Annotated in this window: 17 protein-coding genes, 2 tRNA genes and 1 other RNA gene; 11 read left to right on the top strand and 9 right to left on the bottom strand. The window is 47.4% G+C overall.

The window, feature by feature from the left end; genetic code table 11:
- Window positions 1-41 precede the first annotated feature (41 nt).
- Entirely contained in the window at window positions 42-419 is a 378-nt protein-coding gene (locus tag ACIDITHRIX25_RS81665; RefSeq protein ID WP_201731819.1) for a hypothetical protein, read from the bottom strand.
- A gap of 121 nt (window positions 420-540) precedes the next feature.
- On the opposite strand from ACIDITHRIX25_RS81665, the gene ACIDITHRIX25_RS81670 reads away from it, so the two are divergent.
- Entirely contained in the window at window positions 541-1,620 is a 1,080-nt protein-coding gene (locus ACIDITHRIX25_RS81670) for an MBL fold metallo-hydrolase (protein WP_201731820.1), read from the top strand.
- A 181-nt stretch (window positions 1,621-1,801) separates the two neighbouring features.
- Here ACIDITHRIX25_RS81670 and ACIDITHRIX25_RS81675 read toward each other — a convergent pair whose 3' ends face one another.
- Complete coding sequence (locus ACIDITHRIX25_RS81675; protein ID WP_201731821.1) at window positions 1,802-3,265, bottom strand: HEAT repeat domain-containing protein; 1,464 nt, start codon at window positions 3,263-3,265, stop codon at window positions 1,802-1,804.
- Window positions 3,266-3,656: 391 nt separating this feature from the next.
- Between ACIDITHRIX25_RS81675 and ACIDITHRIX25_RS81680 the strand changes: the two genes are divergently transcribed.
- Complete coding sequence (locus ACIDITHRIX25_RS81680) at window positions 3,657-4,637, top strand: MBL fold metallo-hydrolase (RefSeq protein WP_201731822.1); 981 nt, start codon at window positions 3,657-3,659, stop codon at window positions 4,635-4,637.
- A 436-nt stretch (window positions 4,638-5,073) separates the two neighbouring features.
- On the opposite strand, the gene recR is transcribed toward ACIDITHRIX25_RS81680, so the two are convergent.
- From recR to ACIDITHRIX25_RS81695, 3 genes are all read right to left on the bottom strand, one after another.
- Window positions 5,074-5,673: a recombination mediator RecR gene (recR, locus tag ACIDITHRIX25_RS81685; protein WP_052606909.1), complete on the bottom strand. Its 600-nt coding sequence runs from the start codon at window positions 5,671-5,673 to the stop codon at window positions 5,074-5,076.
- A gap of 75 nt (window positions 5,674-5,748) precedes the next feature.
- The gene (dnaX, locus tag ACIDITHRIX25_RS81690; protein ID WP_201731823.1) at window positions 5,749-7,650 is read right to left on the bottom strand and encodes a DNA polymerase III subunit gamma/tau; all 1,902 of its coding nucleotides are present in this window, start codon (window positions 7,648-7,650) and stop codon (window positions 5,749-5,751) included.
- A gap of 102 nt (window positions 7,651-7,752) precedes the next feature.
- Complete coding sequence (locus ACIDITHRIX25_RS81695) at window positions 7,753-8,940, bottom strand: acetyl-CoA C-acyltransferase (RefSeq protein WP_052606907.1); 1,188 nt, start codon at window positions 8,938-8,940, stop codon at window positions 7,753-7,755.
- A gap of 420 nt (window positions 8,941-9,360) precedes the next feature.
- Between ACIDITHRIX25_RS81695 and ccrA the strand changes: the two genes are divergently transcribed.
- A complete protein-coding gene (ccrA, locus tag ACIDITHRIX25_RS81700) occupies window positions 9,361-10,698 on the top strand; it encodes a crotonyl-CoA carboxylase/reductase (RefSeq protein WP_201731824.1) in 1,338 nt (445 codons plus the stop codon).
- Window positions 10,699-10,762: 64 nt separating this feature from the next.
- The gene (mce, locus tag ACIDITHRIX25_RS81705; RefSeq protein WP_052606905.1) at window positions 10,763-11,161 is read left to right on the top strand and encodes a methylmalonyl-CoA epimerase; all 399 of its coding nucleotides are present in this window, start codon (window positions 10,763-10,765) and stop codon (window positions 11,159-11,161) included.
- A gap of 456 nt (window positions 11,162-11,617) precedes the next feature.
- Here mce and ACIDITHRIX25_RS81710 read toward each other — a convergent pair.
- From ACIDITHRIX25_RS81710 to ACIDITHRIX25_RS81720, 3 genes are all read right to left on the bottom strand, one after another.
- Window positions 11,618-11,705, bottom strand: a tRNA-Ser gene (locus tag ACIDITHRIX25_RS81710).
- Window positions 11,706-11,724: 19 nt separating this feature from the next.
- Entirely contained in the window at window positions 11,725-12,192 is a 468-nt protein-coding gene (locus ACIDITHRIX25_RS81715) for a nucleoside deaminase (RefSeq protein ID WP_249685790.1), read from the bottom strand.
- Between the two features lie 547 nt (window positions 12,193-12,739).
- A tRNA-Ser gene (locus ACIDITHRIX25_RS81720) sits at window positions 12,740-12,827 on the bottom strand.
- Window positions 12,828-12,876: 49 nt separating this feature from the next.
- Between ACIDITHRIX25_RS81720 and ffs the strand changes: the two genes are divergently transcribed.
- Window positions 12,877-12,975: signal recognition particle sRNA small type (gene ffs / locus ACIDITHRIX25_RS81725), an RNA gene on the top strand.
- Between the two features lie 16 nt (window positions 12,976-12,991).
- Here ffs and ACIDITHRIX25_RS81730 read toward each other — a convergent pair.
- Window positions 12,992-13,147, bottom strand: coding sequence for a hypothetical protein (locus tag ACIDITHRIX25_RS81730; protein ID WP_160291900.1), 156 nt, complete (start codon window positions 13,145-13,147; stop codon window positions 12,992-12,994).
- Window positions 13,148-13,440: 293 nt separating this feature from the next.
- Between ACIDITHRIX25_RS81730 and ACIDITHRIX25_RS81735 the strand changes: the two genes are divergently transcribed.
- The 6 genes from ACIDITHRIX25_RS81735 (at window position 13,441) to ACIDITHRIX25_RS81760 (ending at window position 20,065) form a co-directional block, all read left to right on the top strand.
- Complete coding sequence (locus ACIDITHRIX25_RS81735) at window positions 13,441-14,493, top strand: ABC transporter substrate-binding protein (RefSeq protein WP_152626156.1); 1,053 nt, start codon at window positions 13,441-13,443, stop codon at window positions 14,491-14,493.
- A gap of 96 nt (window positions 14,494-14,589) precedes the next feature.
- Window positions 14,590-16,374 carry an ABC transporter permease gene (locus ACIDITHRIX25_RS81740; RefSeq protein ID WP_052606902.1) on the top strand — a complete coding sequence of 595 codons (1,785 nt, stop codon included), beginning with the start codon at window positions 14,590-14,592 and terminating at the stop codon, window positions 16,372-16,374.
- Entirely contained in the window at window positions 16,361-17,545 is a 1,185-nt protein-coding gene (locus tag ACIDITHRIX25_RS81745; RefSeq protein ID WP_201731825.1) for an ABC transporter ATP-binding protein, read from the top strand. The genes ACIDITHRIX25_RS81740 and ACIDITHRIX25_RS81745 overlap by 14 nt, the downstream gene beginning before the upstream one ends.
- Window positions 17,542-18,294: a COG4280 domain-containing protein gene (locus tag ACIDITHRIX25_RS81750; protein ID WP_201731826.1), complete on the top strand. Its 753-nt coding sequence runs from the start codon at window positions 17,542-17,544 to the stop codon at window positions 18,292-18,294. The genes ACIDITHRIX25_RS81745 and ACIDITHRIX25_RS81750 overlap by 4 nt, the downstream gene beginning before the upstream one ends.
- Window positions 18,295-18,298: 4 nt before the next feature.
- Window positions 18,299-18,517: a hypothetical protein gene (locus ACIDITHRIX25_RS81755; protein ID WP_052606899.1), complete on the top strand. Its 219-nt coding sequence runs from the start codon at window positions 18,299-18,301 to the stop codon at window positions 18,515-18,517.
- Window positions 18,518-18,691: 174 nt separating this feature from the next.
- Window positions 18,692-20,065, top strand: a complete 1,374-nt coding sequence (locus ACIDITHRIX25_RS81760; protein ID WP_052606898.1) for an AAA family ATPase — start codon at window positions 18,692-18,694, stop codon at window positions 20,063-20,065.
- Window positions 20,066-20,106: the final 41 nt, after the last annotated feature.

Below are 20,106 nucleotides of genomic sequence, written 5' to 3' on the forward strand. Positions count from 1 at the left end.
CAGCCTCCACAACGAGTGGATCGTTCGACTGCTGAAAAGCGTTACTTGGGTTGCCAGTAAAGGTGAGTTTGCCCTAAGTAGCATGACTTTAGTAGTTCAGATAAGGCTTTATCGAACTCCAAGATCTCCATCTCTATAATCCAGCCAATTGCCCAGTTCTTATAGCTAGATGTCTCTACTAGAAGTTGGATGAAGCAGTTGGTTTTTTCTGCTAGCGCAAGTAGATTTTGGATCGAATCGTCTTGCGAAGAGTTCGACAACTTCAGATGGGTTTGGATCAATTCGTTTGCGCTCTCTATTATTCTGCAATCGAGATCGCCTTGTCTTGGTGCTAGATTGAGCCTTTTGGCGGCTTCGTCAAATTGGGACATCTGTCTTTTTGCGTCTCGCTTTATCTGCGACTGCTGAGATTCCAGCACTCTTTTGATATTTTATTTTTTCGAAGGCCGCTTGAGCTTTGATTTGTGAATTGCAGAGTAAATCTAATCGATCTCACTAAGTCGAAATCACGATGATAAGGTTTTGCCATGGAGATTAATTTTGTCAGCTAATAAAGAAAATCGATACGAATGGGAAGAACCCGGAGCATTCGAGGTCGTTCCAAATGTTTATCGCATTCCTTTACCGCTTCCAGGAGACTCACTTCGGGCCGTTAATGTCTATCTTTTGCTTGGCTCTGATCGAGTAGTCCTGATCGATTCGGGTCAATTTCTTGAGGTGGCACGTAAGGCCCTGACTGGGGCGCTGGCCTTAGTAGGTGTGGAGGTAGGTGACGTCTCTGAATTTCTGATTACGCATATTCATAGGGACCACTACACCCAAGCGATTGCGCTTCGGCGCGAATTTCACGGGAAGGTCTCAATTGGCGCTGGTGAACGTTCTTCCTTTGATATGATTCAACGAAATGAGCAGGATTCCTTGGAACGACAATTTGGTCTACTGAGACTTTGTGGCGCACAAGCACTCTATGAGACTGTCTCTGCCTTTGGTAGCGACGATTCAGAGATCATCAATCTATACGAGAGGCCAGATGATTGGCTCTATGATGGAACGGTTTTGCATGTCGGTGGCCGCAATTTGAGTGTGATTTCGACTCCCGGTCACACACGCGGTCATGTAGTCTTTCTCGATTCAGATTCTAAAGTATTATTTGCGGGAGATCACGTTTTGCCCCATATAACACCTTCGATTGCTCTTGAGGCCGATCGGCCGCGCCTTCCTCTTGGAGATTACTTGGGATCGCTCAACAAAGTTAGACAGATGCCAGATTCGATGTTGCTGCCAGCTCACGGCCCAGTGGTCCCAAGTTCACATAAGCGAATCGACGAGCTTCTTTTGCATCATGACCTTAGGTTGCGTCAAACCTATAGTGCTCTTGGCGTCGGTGGTATGAGCGCCTTCGAGGTAGCCAGACATCTGAAATGGACACGTAGAGAGACCGATCTAGGTGATCTGGACCTCTTTAATTCGATGCTTGCCATCTTTGAGACTAAATATCATCTGGATCTCTTGGTGGAGCTGGGAGTTTTGTCCTCTAAAGTTGAAGATGAAGTAGAGTTTTATGCTCCAAAAGCAACTCAATACCCAGGGGATCTTATCCAAAGTCGATTATTGGTTTAGTGTCTCTTTGGCTCCCATTGGCCTGGCTTCGACTTGACAGAGGGTTCGACAGTGGTACCTTGATTGAGGTACTTTGACAGAGGGCAACCTCTCTTTGATGCCTCTAGTTAATTTGCTTTGGGGTCAGCAGCTGAAGGCAGATTTGAAGATCGAGTGACAGTGGCTATCTCTGTAGCGTTGCTTAGAAGTTTTTGATTAGCTTCCAACTTTTAGGGGAGTAATTTGGGTTGGCGGTTGCGGCTTGGCGGACTTGTTCGATCTGGTCGTTTGCCAATCTTGCCAGGATCAAGGGGTGGGTTTCTTTTAGTGATGCTATGACTATGCGGACTCTGGGATCAACATCGTTGGAAAGGCGTATTCGCATCTCCTCGGTTAGTTGCAAGCTTCGAGCTGATAAAGATCTAGCGACTGGATCTGGATCTAGGGTTAGTTTTTCAAGTAGGTCCAACGAAACGTCGTAGTTTATGGTTGCACAAGCCCGAACATAAGGGTCGGGATCTTCTCGAAGTTTTTCTATAGCTTCGTAGGAAATGCAAAAGGAGCCAACTAGAGCGGATCGAACTTCGGCGCTGGGATCGTCGGTTAGCTCGAGATATCTGTCGTATGGAATTAAATCTGTTTTGGTGACGCTTGCACGAATCTTTGGGTCGGGGTCGTATGAGAGGATTAGGGCCGTCTCTTCATCCATGTTGGCATTTGAAGAGACGGCCAGACGGACCTCGAGAAGAGAATCTTGCGATAGGTAAGAGAGGATTGCAGGATCGCAGCAGGGATTTTGGGCAATTGCACACCTGATTTGTGGATCTTGGTTACGGCTCAGAAGATAGGCAATGTCGACTTCTAAATTGGAGCTATGGGCTAGATGAATTCGTAGTTGAGGCATCTCTGAATAGATTTTTAGGTGGTCATTTTCATTTAACCAATGACCTTGTGCTGCGGCGCCTTGAACTGTGATCTCTGGATCTAGAAGTAGTTCATCGATATATGGTTTGGTGCAAAAAAAGCTTCGAGCTACTGCTTGTCGTACTAGTGGACTGGGATCCTTTACCAGGCGAACAATTACGGCTTTTGGTGTTTCGATCTTTTCAACTACTAATTTACGTATCTCTGCTTCGTCGTCAAATGAGAGTTTGGTTAGAAGTTCGGGATTTTCGCTCAGCTCTATGAGATCGCTTTTAGAGATCAAGTTCAGTTTCATGAGTTCATCTGAAAAATGTGGATTTCTAGAGGTGGCTGCCACGTAGCACCAATTGACACTTTTTTGGTTCCCTGTCTGGGTGAGCCATAGCTCTTTGGGTAGCTGTTCGTTTTGGGCGAGAGCCTCAATCGTCTCAAATTCGAAACTAAGCAAAATGCGGATTACGCTCTCCCAGGAGAGATTTGGATTTCGAGAGGCTGCGATTCGAATCGACTTTTCTTTGTCAATGGCAAATTTATCCAAAAGGGCGTTGTCGATCGCGGGATTCTCAATAGCACTAATGCGTACCGATAGATCCTGGTCATGCGCGAGAAAAGATAAGATCGATTGCGGTATAAACATCGAGGACGCAGCGCTTTGTCGTTCGGTAGGGTCGCTAGATCTTGATGCAGCCAGCAGTTCTTTTATGTAGTCATCTTCTGAAAAGTTGTTTTCATGATGATTCATCAAAATTTTCGCCTTCTTGGCTGGTAGGAAAGTAGTCTTATCGCTGTTGTCCTTATAATTTACATCTAAAAAATGTTCATCGTTTAAAGATACGATCTGATCTATTGATCTTTATGGTTTGGCACTTCGAGCAATCTTGCATATGGCAATATTGGCCATTATTTGGGCTATCTCTCTGATTGAGATAGTGCTGGAATAGGTTTTTGTCCCGAGATTGGCAAGCCAAGGTGGCTCCATGATGCTATCGACTCTTAGACGAACGCAGATTTAGTGGAGCCGATCTGCTTTCGTCGGGGGGTTCGATGTGGTTAAGGTTCGGAAATAAGGCTTCTTTTTTTTCGAGGTGTGCAACAAAAGATCAGAGTTCGCTTGTAGGAGAGCAAATCGATAATTGACGCCAATCAAAGTTCGGGTTAGTGTAGTTGACGTGGCAATTGAAATTGGTAGTGGAGTCTTCGAGGTCGATACGAAACTCGGTGGTTGGGATAATATAACTGCAGGTTACCTCATTAGAGGTGATGCTCCGTTATTGATCGAAGTGGGATCACAGAGTTCGGTTGATACCGTTTTAGATGAGCTATCTAATATAGGGTTGGGCGCTGGAGACTTGGCCGGAATCGCACTGACTCATATTCACTTAGATCACGCCGGGGGCGTTGGCGACATCGCTAATGCCTTTCCAAATGCCACCATCTATGTTCACGAACGAGGTGCGAGGCATCTAGCTGATCCAAGCCGATTGATCAGCTCTGCGGAGACGGTCTACGGTGAGAAATTGGATACCCTATATGGGCGACTACTTCCAACTGACGCCTCAAGGATACGTGTCGTGGGAGATGGTGACGAAATTCGAATTTCCACTAACCACACCGTCGAGGTCATCAATTCGCCAGGACACGCAAAGCATCATTTGGGTTATTTCGACAATGTATCTGGTCTAGTTTTTACTGGAGATGCCGCTGGTGTGCTCTTGCCCGAGATTAGGTTGCTTCGGCCCGCTACACCTCCCGCTGACTTTGATTTAGCGAGCGCACTTTCATCATTGAGGAGATTTAAAGAGTATTCTCCAATCGCTCTAGCCTTTGCTCACTATGGAGTCTATGGATCTCCCGAAGAACTTTTGGACGAGGCGATTGAGTCGCTTATCTCTTGGGCAACAGTTGCAGAACGTGCCTATCTAGATGGAGATGACATCGAATCTGCTCTATATGCGCAGTTCAACTTAGAAGCCGGTGAGATTGCTCAAGAAGCGATTGAGCGCTTTGACACGTTGAATGGCATTCATTCAAACGCACAAGGTTTGAAGATTTGGCTTGAGCGGGGTGGAGCCAGTCAAAGTGCCATTGGGGAACACCATGGTCATGCCCATTAGGCCATTGCGACTTTCTCCTCGAAGACAATTGCGCAATTCATAAATCGACTCTTTCGGGTGGTATTTTTTGACTCAGAATGGAGTTACTATGCCTTGTTCGGAATTAAGTGTGGAGCTTAAAATCTAAAACGGGTAAAAATTCACTTATGCAATTGTCTCCTAGATGATGAACTAGGGTTAGCCTAGTTTTTGATATCGCTCCTAAGTCCATAATTACGGTATTGACTATCTCGTTTTGTGGACCACCATTTGCAGATTCGCTGGGCCAAGCTACCAAGGTCTCTAAGTCACACTGGTGAGCCTTAGTCAATCTGATAGAAGATTTTGATTGTTGTAGTGCAATCTAATTGGAGCGTAGTAGCGACCTTGATAAGGGGTCGCTCTATGTGATAGTTCTTTTAAGTTAGCATTTAGTCACTTGCGTGCCAGTAGCAATTTAAGCCATGTCCCTTCTGCCCTCTAGTGCTCTACCTAGGGTCAGTTCGTCTGCATATTCGAGATCGCCGCCAACTGGCAATCCGCTGGCAATCCGTGAGACTTTGATTCCGGTCGGTGAGATCATTCTGGCAAGGTACATCGAGGTAGCTTCTCCTTCAATGTTGGGATTGGTGCAGATTATGACTTCGTCGATAGCGGCGTCGCTAAGTCTTGCCATCAGTTCTCGGATCCGAAGTTGTTCTGGTCCCACGCCTTCAATTGGATTAAGGGCCCCTTGGAGCACGTGATAGAGTCCCTTGAATTCGCGCGTTCGCTCAATTGCAATAAGATCCTTGGGTTCTTCAACCACGCAGATTGTCGTTGAGTCTCGTTCTGGATCGATGCAGATAGCGCATAGGTCTTCTTCGGAGAGGTTGAAGCATCGTTGGCACCACTTGATGGTTCTTTTTGCCTCTAGTATCGACTTAGCTAGGCGATCTGACTCACCTTGCTCGCTCCGCAATAGGTAGAAGGAGATTCTTTGCGCCGATTTAGGTCCGATTCCTGGAAGTTTTGAAAATTCATCGATGAGCGCTTGCATCGACTTGGTGTAGCTCATTTGTCTTACTTTCTATCTCGTGCCAAAAGGTAGCCTCTAGGGCAATTGACGACAATTTAATCTGTTGGGGAGAGGCTATTCGGAGATTTCTGTTGCGTTGGGGAAAACCTCAAGAACCCGCTTTCGAAGGCCCAAGTCGTTTGCTACTTCGCCACGTTTGAACTCGTCGATCAAAGCCGCGGAGTCGATATTTTGATCAATTTTGGGTACGTTAGGGTTAGTTTGAACCTGTTCTTGAATCTTGATATCTATGCGAAATTCGGTCAATAAAAATTGGTCTTTGATGAGCTGGGACAGTCCACGAAGGTTCGAAGCGCAGCTTTTGGCGATAATTTCATTTGGGACACCGATGATGGCGCCAACCGGTGATACCGAGATAATTCTACCCTGTGTTAGGTTTGCGCCCTCTAGCGGTCCAACTCCGAGATCGCTAACGATCTTGGGCCATGCTCGCTGAAGTTGATCGCGATCGATCGTTCCTGGAAGATGGTCTTCGTCTGTTTTTGGATAGGTTCGATCGGTTGAACCACTTCGAAGTGGTTCTTTGAGCCCTTGCTCTGGGGTTGCAGTTTTTCTGGGTGGCTCCAGAGCGTTTTGCGTAGGTCCTTTTTGTGGGCTGGCATCATTGATATTAGGGGAATTTGAGGGTCTAACTGGTGATCCAAGGCGGGAGCCAATTCCTTGGGAGCGCGGAGTTTTGATCTCTTTCGATTCGAGGCCGGCCCGTAGACTGCTGATATCGGTTTGTGGTTTGGTCGGTCTAGAGTTTGGTCGGTCCACATTGACTGTGGATCTCGGGGTCGAATAGTCGGGCTGATCGTAGTCTTGAGGTGGATCGTTCTTGGGTGCAGCGTGAGATGTGGTCGTTGGATTTTGAGGGATGGATTGGACGACCCCTCCATTTCGCTTAATTACTTTGGTAATAACATCTTCAAGGATCGATTCAATCTCACTCGGTAGACCAAGTTGATCTTGGCTAAGTCTGATCAAGGCGGCTTCGACTGTTGCGCGAGCATCGGGTGAGTCCCTTAATTGGCCAGAAATTGTGCCAAGTACCTCGACCACCTTCACCAGTCGCTTTGTCGGAAGGCGACGATCGGCCTTTTGGGGGTTGAAGGAATCTAGGAATTTTTCCCTCGCCAGAGAGACGATCTCGGAGAGGATTCGAGACGGTTCGATCCCCTTTGCGCTCGAGGCTGCTACCGCGATCAGTACATCTTCGGGGGATTGATTGGCTATTGCCTCCATGATCTCTGTGATCCCTCTTACTGAGTCGTCTATTCCTCCAAGGGCAACCACCTGATCTAGGAATGACAGGGTGTCTCTGGCAGAGCCTCGACCTTGCTTTACTACCCAGTCCATCGCTTTTTCGTCGATATTGAGATCTGCACTTTGGCGGACTTTGTCGACAAGGTCTTCTAGGACCGATCCGTCTAAAAGTCTAAATTCATATGCTTGTGTTCGAGAGAGGATGGTCGGGAGGACCTTTTGCGGATCGGTAGTCGCTAATACAAAGATGACGCGTGGTGGTGGCTCCTCTAGTGTCTTTAGAAGCGCATTAGAGGCCGCATTGGTGAGCATGTGCACCTCATCTAAGATGTACACCTTCCATTCACCAGCTATTCCAACCGGAGCTTGTGCGATAAGGGATCTAATAGCATCGACGCCGGAGTTTGACGCTGCGTCGAGTTCGATTACGTCCATGGAACGACCTAGCGTTACTGAAATGCACGAGGGGCACTCACAACAGGGTTCGCCCGCCAATTGATTTGGACAGTTGAGTGCTTTGGCTAGGATTCTTGCGGTAGAGGTCTTGCCGGTACCTCGTGGTCCAGAAAATAAGTAGGCATGGCCGACCCGTTGGTTGGCGACTGCATTGCGAAGCGCCTTGGTTACGTGATCTTGACCTAGGACTTCTTCGAAACGTTGGGGCCTAAAACGCCGATAGAGTGCCGCATATTCTGAAGTGTTAGTCACGGTACCAAGTCTAGCTTTGGCATCAACTTGGTACCGGAGTATTGAAGATGGTTGTGGCTTAGCAAGCGTCTTTTATTGCTTGGCGTTGACTAAAGTTGCGCCTTAGCGAATTGCCCTTACGATTAGGGCGTCACCCTGGCCGCCACCACCACAAAGGGCAGCAGCGCCATATTGCTGGCCTCTACGGCCTAACTCTCCTAAGAGAGTCAGTGCAAGGCGAGCTCCAGAGGCGCCAATTGGATGACCAAGGGCAATTGCTCCACCGTTTACGTTGACTATTTCATCAGATACGCCCAAATCATCCATTGAAGCTGCAGCTACTGCAGCGAATGCTTCGTTTATCTCAAAGAGCGATAGATCACTAATTGAAAGCGAAGCTTTTGCGGCAGCATTGGCGATTGCTCGCGAAGGCTGTGTTAGCAACGAAGCATCAGGTCCAGCAACTTGTCCGTAGGAGACGACCTGTCCAATTGGCGTCAACCCTCGACGATTAAGTTCTGCTTCGGACATGACGATCAATGCTGCCGCACCATCTGAAATTTGCGATGCATTTCCGGCGGTTATTGTTCCGTCACTGCTAAAAGCGGGGCGTAAGTTGCTTAATGTTGAGAGTGTGGTTTCACCTCTAACGCCTTCATCTGTGGTGATGACCAGTGGATCTCCCTTTCGAGATGGGATCGATACTGGCGCAATTTCTGTGGCGAAGATTCCGTCTTTTATTGCCCTGGCAGCTCGTTCGTGAGAGATTTGAGCAATTTGGTCTTGGCGGAGACGAGTAACTGCTGGGAAGCCAGCAAGATATCGTTCGGTTCCTAACCCCATTGCGCACTTGTCGAAGGCACAAAAGAGGCCATCGTACATCATCGAATCGATTACTTGTGCATCGCCGATTCTAAGGCCCGATCGCGCTCCGGGCAAGAGATAGGGAGCTTGTGTCATCGACTCCATTCCACCCGCAACAACGATATCGGCTTCGCCTGATTGAATTAGAAGATCAGCTAGGTATATGGCGTTTAGGCCAGATAGACATACCTTGTTGATAGTTGTGGATGGTACATCCATTGGTATCCCGGCATTTACTGCGGCTTGACGAGCCGTCATTTGGCCCTGTCCTGCTTGAAGAACTTGGCCCATAAATACATATTGGACTTCGTTTGCTGCGACGCCTGCACGTCGAAGCGCCTCTGCTATGGCGATACCTCCAAGGTCCATCGCTTTTAGATTTGCGAGTCCTCCTTGAAATTTGCCAATTGGAGTCCTTGCTCCAGCTACTAGGTACGAACCAGCCAACTCAACCTCCGTTGATTTACATTGATGTCTACGAGTCGATTATTTATTCGGCCCGATTTCATCTATAGAAATAGGTGATATTACTTGTGACGATATAGTACTCATAATGACAAGGATGTAGCAACTCTATACAGTAAAATTTGTTTACCTTGTCCGAAATTGGTCTATGGTGAGTAATGACCGTGAAGGTTTTCTACTTAGTGCTTTCGAAGAGTTAGTAGGCAACGAAGTCGGTTATTTCGTTGAACGTTTGGTTTGGTTTTTCCATAGATCATGGATCTAACCATTGATATTGGCATTTGCCTGATCGATGGTAAGGATCTACTTTGATCTTTAGTGGATATGAAAAGTTTTAGGGCGCGACCTTTTGTTTTGCGTATATCGCGAGATGGGTCCACAGTTGAAATTGGATGAATTGACTTGAAGAATTTCCAAGAGGCTATATTGGCAGGCGCTACGGGCGCGCAGCTAGAAGCCATACCGATACCAGATCACTATAGAGGCGCATATCTCAGAAAGGAAGATGTTGGTATCTTTGAAGGCATTGCCTCTTCAGTAAAGGACCCCAGAAAGTCGCTACATTTAGGCGACGTTCCAACTCCTGAACTAGCACCAGATGAGGTGATGGTTGCAGTAATGGCTTCGTCCATCAATTTTAATACGGTTTGGTCGTCCATCTTCGAGCCGGTATCCACCTTTGGATTTTTAGAGAAGCTTGGCAGGTCAGGATCTCTTTGGGACCAGCGGCATAATCAGCCCTACCATGTCATTGGATCTGATGGATCAGGTGTGATTATAAGAGTTGGTGCCTCAGTTCGAAATTGGAAGGTGGGCGACAAGGTTACCATTCATTGCAACTACGTCGACGACCAGGATCCATCGGCGCACGATGACTCTATGATGGCGACGAATCAAAGAATATGGGGCTTTGAGACCAACTTTGGAGGACTGGCCGATTTAACGGTCGTAAAGGCTAATCAATTGATGCCAAAGCCCGCTCATCTTTCTTGGGAAGAGGCGGCTGTGAATGCCCTATGCAATTCCACATCCTATCGAATGCTTGTCTCTAAGAATGGCGCCGCCATGAAACAAGGCGATGTCGTCTTGATTTGGGGTGCAACTGGTGGAATTGGCGGATATGCGGTTCAGTATGTCCTAAATGGCGGTGGCATTCCCGTTGGTGTCGTCTCCTCCAAGGAAAAGGCAGACCTTCTTCGCGATATGGGTTGCGAGGCGGTTATTGACCGAAGCGAGATGGGGTATAAGTTTTGGAAGGATGAGACGACTCAAGACGAATCGGAATGGCGAAGGTTCGGAAAAGATATTCGTTCCCTAGTTGGTGAGGACCCCGATATCGTCTTTGAGCACCCTGGTCGGTCGACAATGGGTGCATCGGTCTATGTAGCGAAAAAGGGTGGCTTGATCATGACTTGTGCCGCCACGAGTGGGTACATGATTGAATATGACAATCGTCACCTCTGGATGAAGCTAAAGACCATCAAGTCCAGTCATTTCGCGAACTATCGTGAGGCGTTTGAGGCCAATAGATTGATCTCGAAAGGAATGATCCAACCGGTTATCTCAAAGACTTATCCGCTAGAGGAGGTCGGTGCAGCCTGTTATTCAGTCCATCGTAACGAGCATGAAGGAAAGATTGGCGTTCTGACGCTCTCTCCAAGTGAGAACTTGGGTATAGATAATCTCGAGATGCGAGAGCGTATCGGTGAGAATAAAATCGGAAGGTTTCGACGTTACTAAAGAAGGTCGCTTTACGGGGTGAATAGATTTTTTGGTGCAGCTAATTATTTGAAAGTGAGTCAGGATGCTCAATCAGATCGACCATGTAGCGATCGCAGTTAGAAATTTGGAAGATGCCATCGACTACTATCTTCGAGTTTTCGACGCTAAGGTCGTACATCGCGAGATCGTAGAAAGCGATATGATCGAGGAGGCGTTGATTAAAGTAGCCGACTCCTACATTCAACTCCTATCGCCGATTGGCGAGGAGTCTCCGGTCGCAAAGTTTCTCGAAAAAAGGGGTGAGGGGCTCCATCACATTGGCTTTCGAGTTGATTCGTGCGCGGAGGCCCTTGGTCGCGTGACCTCTGAAGGATTCATGACTATTGATGCAACGCCCCGCCCAGGATCGCGAGGTACGACCGTAGCCTTTGTCCATCCCAAAGAGGCATTTGGAACTTTGATTGAACTCGTCCAAGAATAGATTGAGAGCTCGACCCTGCTTGAGTTGGCTTTTGGATCCAGCCGAAAGGCAAGATCTTTGATGAAACTCTGGCGGCTAAATGGCCGATTTTAGGTTATTTGGCAATTATCTTCAACTAAAGGCTTTTTTACTTCGTGCGAAAAGAGCCTTTAGTTATTTAAGCCTTCCTGAACCACCTGAAGTATTCCTTGAAATCGCTAAAGAGGGTATTCGACGTAGTTGAAATCGTAAAAGGCAAAACTGCGACGATTGGTTAGAGACGATTGGTTAGATGTGGGCGATGCTCGATGCACAAGAGATGCTAGATAGACAAGATAAGAGGATCTGGCGATGAACCGCAATTTGTGATTCGTGTGGAAAATCAAAATTCAAGTCGATTTTTGATGCTGTTGATCGTGATGCTGTTGATCTTTGCTGACAAGCTATTTGACTAAATGCAAGTTAGGGCAAAACAGATGGCGGAGGGGGTGGGATTTGAACCCACGGTGCCTTGCGACACAGCGGTTTTCGAGACCGCCCGATTCGGCCACTCTCGCACCCCTCCGTAGACCTAAATATCTTAGTCAGCTTCGACGCGCGCTAAAGAACTCTTTTAGCAATTCAATGGATTCTTTTTCAAAGTTTCCGCCCCATACAAAGCATTCGTGGTTGAGTCGTGGATCGGAACCCACCCCATAGAGGCTTCCCATGGCACCAGCTTTTGGGTCGAATGGGCCGAAGTAGACTCCTCGGATTCTCGAATTTATAATTGCACCGGCGCACATAAGACATGGCTCGAGAGTTACGTAGAGATCGCATTCGTTCAAATGCCAACTATTTAGAGCGGCTGAGGCTCTTGTTATCGCGAGTATCTCTGCATGTGCAGTTGGATCATTTCTAGCTTCACGCTCATTGTGAGCGCTGGCGATTACCGATCCATCCAAGACAATCACCGCCCCTATCGGAACGTCATTCGTGGGGATCTGGGCCTGGGCTAGGGCAAGTTCCATAAATGAAGGGTTATATTCCTGACGCCACTGCAAAGGGTTCACGCCCTTTAAGCATAGGTGGCGAGTGAGTGGTGAATCGCCTTTTGACTGTGGCGCCTATGGTGGGTCGGAGTTGGGTGGGTCGGCGCTGCGTGGTTTGTGGGTTCTTACCTTGTCATGATGTTTGGTTTATTTGGCGCCAAGAACTGAGTCTTTGATCTGTTTTTATCCATGGTCTTAGTGAGATGGTCGAGATTGAGCCTCATTGACCTTTATGAGCTATTTCGAGGAGGAGATCTTGTTTACGATGACGGTGATGGGCGATAGCTATTTGGGTGTAGATTTTGTTTTGAAGCCCGATTATTGGCATCTTGAAAACATATTCTGACCCCCGGAGGGAATTTTTAGTCAATTTTTTTAGGAATTTTGCTCCAAAAATATTTATCCAAGGTCCCCATTGGCCGAATTTGAGGTGGTTGAGGCTATTTTTTGGTGCTACCTGTGAGCTGAAATTTTGTTATTTGGCTTTCCATGATCAATTAATATTTTTTGAATCAAGGAGGGTGTTTTGCCGGTGGATATCTCTATTACACCAGCTCAGGAAGGTTACTGGCGGAGGAGGTGGGATTTGAACCCACGGAGAGTTTCCCCTCACACGATTTCCAGTCGTGCCGATTCGGCCGCTCTCGCACTCCTCCGTTGCAATCCAGACTAGTCTTAAATATGTAGATGGGTGCCATCGGAGTAGATCGGGCCCTGCGCGGCTTGTGATCGTGAACCGAGTCAGGGCCGGAAGGCAGCAGCTCTCAGCGGAACCATAAGGGTGCCGCAGTAAGTCTGATCTCTCCGATGGCACCCATTGCTAGCGTTTGGGGCTTGGATCCACCGTTTCCGATATGATGCCCATTTCTGCTCCGCCACGACCGCCACGACCGCTCCTTGGAACGGAACCACGCTTCGGAACCACAGCTTCGTCGGCATAGGCCAATGTCTGCTTTGCTGCTTCGAATTTCTTCATCTTTGCTATTTCGGCTTGGCTTTAAAATTTTTGGTGGGTTGCATTTTTTCAATTCTTTGCTCCTGACGAAGAGATCTCCGCCCAATCAGGGTTAAAAGGCGAAGAATTTTGCCTACTTAAAAAGTGCATTAAGGGCAAAAAGTGGCCAAAATCTCGGGAATTCACAGAAAACCCCCATTATTTCTGTAATTTTTTACCAAATGTCATATTAAGTTTTCCTCTGGTTAACCAAATGCGGCCATCGTATGTAAGTGATATTTAATTTGAAATCCAACAAAAACAAAAAGTCCAAGTTGACAGCAAAGATCTTGGCAACCGCGGCGCTTCCAGTAATTATTGCAGCCTGCGGGAGTAGTTCGAGTGCTACCACTACCTCCGCCGCAGGATCGACAGCTACTACTGCGGCAAAGGTACCTTTGGTTGTCTATTCCGCACAGGGTTACGACTCTGCTATGACCACCGCTTTTCAAAAGGCAACCGGAATTACAACGACATTGGTCGACGATTCAACGGGTCCGCTTCTGACTAGAGTTCAAGCCGAAGCCTCAAATCCTAAGTGGGGCGTATTGTGGGTCGATGGTGATGAAGCCTTTGCAGCCTTGGATCAGCAGGGATATCTCCTAAAGAACTGGGAGCCCAAAGTAAATTGGACTTCTGCAGCAAAATTGGTTATTCCAAAGGATGGTAGCTACATTCCAACAGGGCTAACAATGGCCGGAACCTTGGTATATTCCACCAAGACCGTCCAATCTCCTCCAACTTCATGGAATGCACTTTTATCGCCGCAGTGGAAGGGTGCTGTTGGAATGAACGACCCGGCAGTCTCTGGACCCACATTTCCATTTGTTGCCGGTATGATGAACTACCTTGGTGGTGTCACCCAAGGCGAATCCTATTATACGAAACTGAAGAATAATGGTCTTCAGGTCTTTCAGACAAATGGCGATACTCTGCATGCCCTTGGCACTGGTCAGATCAAACTTGCTTTGATTCAAAGTTCAGCGGGTATTGGTGCAGGTATTAAAGATCCAACTATCAAGACCGCCTTTTTGGCGCCTTCGACACTGCTACCTGGTGTGATTGGCATTGACGGCAAGGCATCGGCTGCTGAAATCGCCGAAGCAAAGCAGTTTGTCAAGTTCGTTCTCTCTCCTGCTGGGCAGAAGGTTCAACTTTCTGGTGATCCATCTGGAGACTCTCTCTATTGGCCAGTCCTCCAAGGTGTGAATCCAGAGTCTGCTGTACCACCGTTGAGTGGAATCAAATATCAAGTTGTGAACCCTTACAAGTGGGGACCCCAAGAGAATACGATCAATGGTTGGTTTACGTCTAATATCGTAAACTGATACTTTTCTTTCAAATTTATCTTTAGGTTCCGATCGATGGTCTATTTCCGTCGATCGGAACTTTGTTTTTTTTACAATTTTCGTGAGGTTAGCCCAGTGGTTGCGGTTGAAACCGAATTAAACGCCGATGAGACGTTACCTTCGCCGAGGCGAATAAAAAAAGCCGGGGGGAAGGGATCGATTCCTGGCTTTGTTGTAGCGATACTTATCGCTGGAGTGCTTTTAGTTCCTGTACTTATCTTTCTGGTCCAGGCCTTCTTCCCGGGCCTTTTTAGTAGTTCCCAGCCCCTATTTAGCCTCTCTGGTTTTAAATATGCGATCACCGGTGGATCGCTGCGAGGAATTATCGACTCCCTCTTTGTATCGATTCTGGCAGGATTTATTGCTACCGCATTAGGGCTAGCAGTTTCCTGGATCCTTCGAAGAACTGACATCAAGGGCAAGAGGATCTGGTCGGGAGCGATCTGGTTTCTCCTGCTGGTGCCAACCTATCTCACTACTGAGGGATGGCAACGACTGCTAGAGCCGAGTGGTGTTCTTTCCAAGGCTAATATCAATGCCGCACCTATCTACCATATATTCTTCGGACCGGTTGGTGTTATTTTTGTCCTTGGAATGTCTGGAATTCCATTTGCATATCTAGCTATTTCAGCTACATTGGCGAATTTGGGCGGAGAGCTAGAAGATGCTGCACGAGTCCACTCTGGATCGCGTATCGACTCGTTTAAGATTGTTATCCCAGTTATCATGCCGGCTCTCATGTCGGCATTTGCTATTGTTTTTGCCGAATCGATGAGCGATTTTGGTGTTGCCTATACCCTTGCTGCAAATGCACATTTCCCGATTGCAACTTATACCTTGTTCTCAGCTATCGACAGTGTGCCTTTGAACTTCCAACAGGCCGCTGCCATTGGTTGGCTTTTGGTAGCTTCTGCCATGGTTCCCATCGTCCTACAGCGTAGGGTGACTAAATCCAAGAGCTATGCAGTGGTGGGGGGCCGGCGACGTGCTGCCAAGATTATGAACATAACTGGCAGGACAAGGGTTATCATGTATGCCTTCATGATCGTACTAATGGTCTTAGCGGTCATGGTTCCACTTCTCGGGATGGTAAGTGCCTCATTTATAAAAGGACTGGGTACTAATTTCGGTGCAACGTCGCTGACGCTCTCTAACTATAGACGTGTCTTTTCATTGACATTGGGTGGCTCGCCACTGCGCTTCTCTGGCTATCTCTCTGTCTTGACCGCTACGGCAACGATTATCTTTGGAGCTTATTTAGCGCGTATATTGGCTAAACGTGATACCGGGTTTTTTGGGCAGGCCCTAGATCTCCTTTTGATTGGATCGGTGGCATTGCCCGGAATTGTTTTGGGTGCTGGATATATCTTTAGCTATAACCAGCCATTTCTCTCCAATATCGGAATTAATTTGTATGGAACTTCTAAACTTTTGTTCTTGGGATATTTAGCCTCTTCCTTGCCAGCGACATCAAGAATATTGATAGGTCCGTTGGCTCAAATTCAATCAAATATGGCATATGCTGCTCGAGTCCATGGTTCGAAGGCGATTCCCGCATGGTTTCAAACCGTATTTCCAATTCTTTCGAAGGCGTTGTTGTCAGCGTGGTCCCTTACCTTTGCTAAGACTTTGCTTGAGTTGCCGCTCTCGCAACTTCTATATCCGCCGGGTTCGATTCCGCTTTCGGTTGCAATTAATAAGTTGACAGCTGGATACGACTATGGCGGAGGTACCGCCATGTCTGTACTTGCTCTAGGGGTCGCTTTGTTGGTTATAGGTGTGGTAAATGGCGCCTATCGTATCTTCGCTCCTGAGGGATGGAAGAAAATGGGAGGAATGTTCAACAATGAAGGAAATTGATATAAGTCAAGATAGGCAGTCGGCTTCGGTTGCTTTGGAGCTTTCCTCCATTTCTAAGAGTTACGATGGACGGCGAGATGCCGTAAAGAGTGTCTCTCTTGCAGTAAATCACGGTGAGTTTTTGGTACTCCTAGGTCCGTCGGGATCGGGAAAGTCGACCATCCTTAGATCTATCGCAGGTATTGAGCGGATTGCGTCTGGTCGGATAGATATCTTTGGTAAGACTGTAGCCTCCACAACAATGCATACGCCACCTGAGGCCCGAGGTATCTCGATGGTTTTTCAGGACTATGCTCTTTGGCCCCATATGAGCGTCTTGGATAACGTTGCCTTCGCACTCAAGCGAAACAAGGTGGATTCTAAGACCAGAGCAATTAAGGCCCAAGAGACGCTTTCGCGAGTTGGCTTGGGTGATAAGGGTGCTCGTTTTCCTTCTGAACTGAGCGGTGGCGAGCAACAGCGTGTTGCTTTGGCAAGAGCTCTAGTCGGCCACAGTGGGTTGATCTTATTCGATGAGCCTTTATCTAACCTTGATGCCGATCTTCGAGAACGCCTTCGAATCGAGATCGCCACTCTTACTCGAGAGTCTGGCGCGACTGCGGTATATATAACCCACGATCAGTCCGAAGCATTTGCCTTGGCTGATAAAGTTGGCGTACTCTCTCGGGGCGAGTTGGTTCAGATTGGTGCGCCAGAGGACATCTATTTGAGCCCTGCAAATCAATTTATAGCACGCTTTACCGGCCTCTCTGGCGAACTCAAAGGGGTAGTTCGAGATAAACTTGGGAATGGTTTAGTAGGGGTGAATATACCTGGAGTTACCGATAACTTGGTTGCTAAAGCAATGTGTACCTTGCGCGCAGGACAAAATGTCGTAGTCGCGATTCGCCCAGGTGCTATCGCAATTGATCCTATCGGAACTATACCTACCTGCAATGCTTGGATTTTAGATGTGGCTTATCGCGGTAGGGGCTATGAGCATGCGGTATCGATAGGCGATGTCGTGCTTCAATCGGTATTTTCTACGAAGCGTTTTCCACGCGGAAGCCAAATATCGCTTGGGATAGATCCGATTGGAGCATTAGCTTTTGAAGATGATGAAAAGTCGACCTCTAATTCGGTAGAGGTCGAATCGAGATTTAGTGCAGATCTAGATGGAGTTGCGAGTTGAGCACTTATGTATTGGTTGCTGCTGTATTTTTGGCCTCTTGTGTCGAGATGGTCGAAGCGCTGACGATTGTTTTAGCTGCTGGAACTTCTAGGAGTTGGAGGTCAGCACTCGAAGGGAGTGCGGCTGGAATTGCAGTGCTGACCCTTTTGGTGGTTGGCATTGGCCCTTCTTTGGTCAAATATGTACCAATTGGATCGCTCAGATTTATAATTGGAGCGTTACTATTGATCTTTGGTCTTCAATGGCTACGAAAGGCGATTCTTAGGTCTGCGGGTCTCAAGGCTATGCACAATGAAGATCAAATCTTTGAAGACGAAGTAAAGCGGCTGAGGTCAATTCCAAAGTCAACCTCTGGTAGGGATTCCACTGCCTTTGCTGTAGCTTTCAAGGGTGTTTTTCTAGAGGGCCTCGAGGTGGTCATAGTAGTTCTAACGCTAGGGCTCACCAATCATAAGTTGCTGCTCGCTTCGGTCTCTGCCTTGGCCGCAGTTATTCTCGTTGGAATCGTAGGAGCAATCGTCTCAAAGCAACTCTCAAAGGTCCCAGAGAATGCAATGAAGATGGGCGTTGGTCTGATGCTCGTAAGTTTTGGAAGTTTTTGGTCGGGCGAAGGAATGGGTGTCCATTGGCCAGCCTCAGATGCCTCCATCTTGCTCTTATTGCTAGCCTATAGCGTTGCTACAGCCCTCATGATCCGTCTACTGTCCTGGCAATACAAAGGGCGACTAACGTCGCGTGGAGCGGTGTAATAAGATGAAATATTTGCGAGCATTTGCTATGTTTTGGTGGGATTTCCTAATTGGAGATACCCCGGAGATCTTTATCGGAATAGTTGTAGTGTTGGGAATAGTCGCACTATTGGGTAAGGGTTCGTCTGTTCAGCCTTTCGCCCTTGCCGTGTTGGTTATTGCGACTGTCTTTGTCTCTGTTTGGGTAGAGTTTTCACGTAAGGTTAAAGCTTCCAAGAAGTAGCGTTAATCAAGAGATAGCTTTAGCGGACTGATTAAAGTAGGTCTTTTTGCTTTTTATGGTCTATTTGACGCTTATTTCGCGACAATAGTGGTATTTTCGCATAAAGATATATTTTTTAGCATTATTATCCCTGCAATAACATCTTAAAGAGAGATTTGCGTCATAGGGGTAATATTGTTAGTCAGCTTTGAGATTGAGAATTGGGGGCCGTTTTCGAATGTAGAGACGGTCTCTTTTATTGCTGGTCGTGAGCGCCAGCACAGGCAAACTCTTAGCTCTGTCCCTCGCTATAAGATGTCAATCCTCCCCATCGTATCGTTCTTTGGCGAGGCTGGAACAGGCAAGACCGCGCTGATTGAGGCGCTTTCATTTTTGCGTGCTGTTGGCGTTGGCGATTCATTATCCCAAAGCACCACCTTTGATTTTTTTAGGATGACATATGGTAGATATGCCAATGATCCAAGCCGGACAATCTCTATCGCAGCAATGGTTCTAGTCGGCGATGACTTGCTGGAATACAGGATACATCTCTCTCATAGAGGTCTAGAGAGAGAATTGATTACTCAGGTTGGGGTGACAAGTGACAAGGTGCTAGTTGAGGCAACTCCATCATCTTTGAGTACCGATGGATCCAAATCCCAGAGAAGATCGTTGTCACCATACTTGGGAAGCTATAGCTTTGTTGCCGACGGCCCAATCCTCGCCTACTTGGGCAAGCGTGCTACCGAGGTTGCTAGCGATCTGGCATCGAAGAAAGGGCGCAAAAGAGAGGTCGATGAAAAAGAGGCGATGAACTTTGACTATCTAATGGTGCGCCGTCTATATGACTGGTTTTCAGAGTCGGTAGAGATCTTTGGATTAGGTGATTCTAACTCCGGCTCGATCTCGATTAGAGATTTTTCTACACAGATGTTGTCGGACCTTTCTCGAGCGCTTAATCGCTATGAGATGGATATCGATTTGATATCCATCGACGAGACGGTCTTTGATAAGGAACTCCTAGTTCCATATAGCTCAGTCCTGAAAGATGGATCTGATCAGGTCGAGCTGTTGGCCGGACTCCTTGGCCATTCATCTGGCTGGCTAGTTTCAAGGGGTGAGACCTGGGTCCTCCGGCGCCTTATTGCTAGGTCCGCTCGAGATGGACGATCTAGAGCTCTCTCTTTATATTCTCCAGGTGAGCAGCGCGCAGTAGCACTTGTAGCGTCGGTTTTTTTTAGTCATAAAGATAATATTTCTCGCTTGATTGCTTATGACGATGCTGATTTAAGGATTTTTCCATCTTTGATGAGGAAAATTCTCCTTGATTTTATCGAGGCTGCCCCTCGTGATCCGTCGATCCAACTGATGGTTACACTCGGGAGCCCGCTCTTGTTGGACCAAGATATCTTTCGTCGCGACGAGATGGTGATAGTTGAGGCTAGCGGAGGTCAGCATAATCTAGCTTCAATTAGCGACTTTAGTGGTATTCGCTACGATCGAGATATTATGCGTCTCTACCTAGATGGTCTCCTCTCAAGCGCGCCAACCGAGGAAAGTGGTGGATGAGCGGGGAACTTTCACTGCTTTTATTGTGGAAGTTATAATAA

The sequence above is a fragment of the Acidithrix sp. C25 genome (assembly GCF_904848545.2).

What these genes read in the sequence shown, in the direction of transcription:
- ACIDITHRIX25_RS81675 (WP_201731821.1), bottom strand. Translation starts at nt 3,265, where the DNA reads ATGAATCATCATGAAAACAACTTTTCAGAAGATGACTACATAAAAGAA.
- recR (WP_052606909.1), bottom strand. Translation starts at nt 5,673, where the DNA reads ATGAGCTACACCAAGTCGATGCAAGCGCTCATCGATGAATTTTCAAAA.
- mce (WP_052606905.1), top strand. Translation starts at nt 10,763, where the DNA reads ATGCTCAATCAGATCGACCATGTAGCGATCGCAGTTAGAAATTTGGAA.
- ACIDITHRIX25_RS81730 (WP_160291900.1), bottom strand. Translation starts at nt 13,147, where the DNA reads ATGAAGAAATTCGAAGCAGCAAAGCAGACATTGGCCTATGCCGACGAA.
- ACIDITHRIX25_RS81745 (WP_201731825.1), top strand. Translation starts at nt 16,361, where the DNA reads ATGAAGGAAATTGATATAAGTCAAGATAGGCAGTCGGCTTCGGTTGCT.
- ACIDITHRIX25_RS81755 (WP_052606899.1), top strand. Translation starts at nt 18,299, where the DNA reads ATGAAATATTTGCGAGCATTTGCTATGTTTTGGTGGGATTTCCTAATT.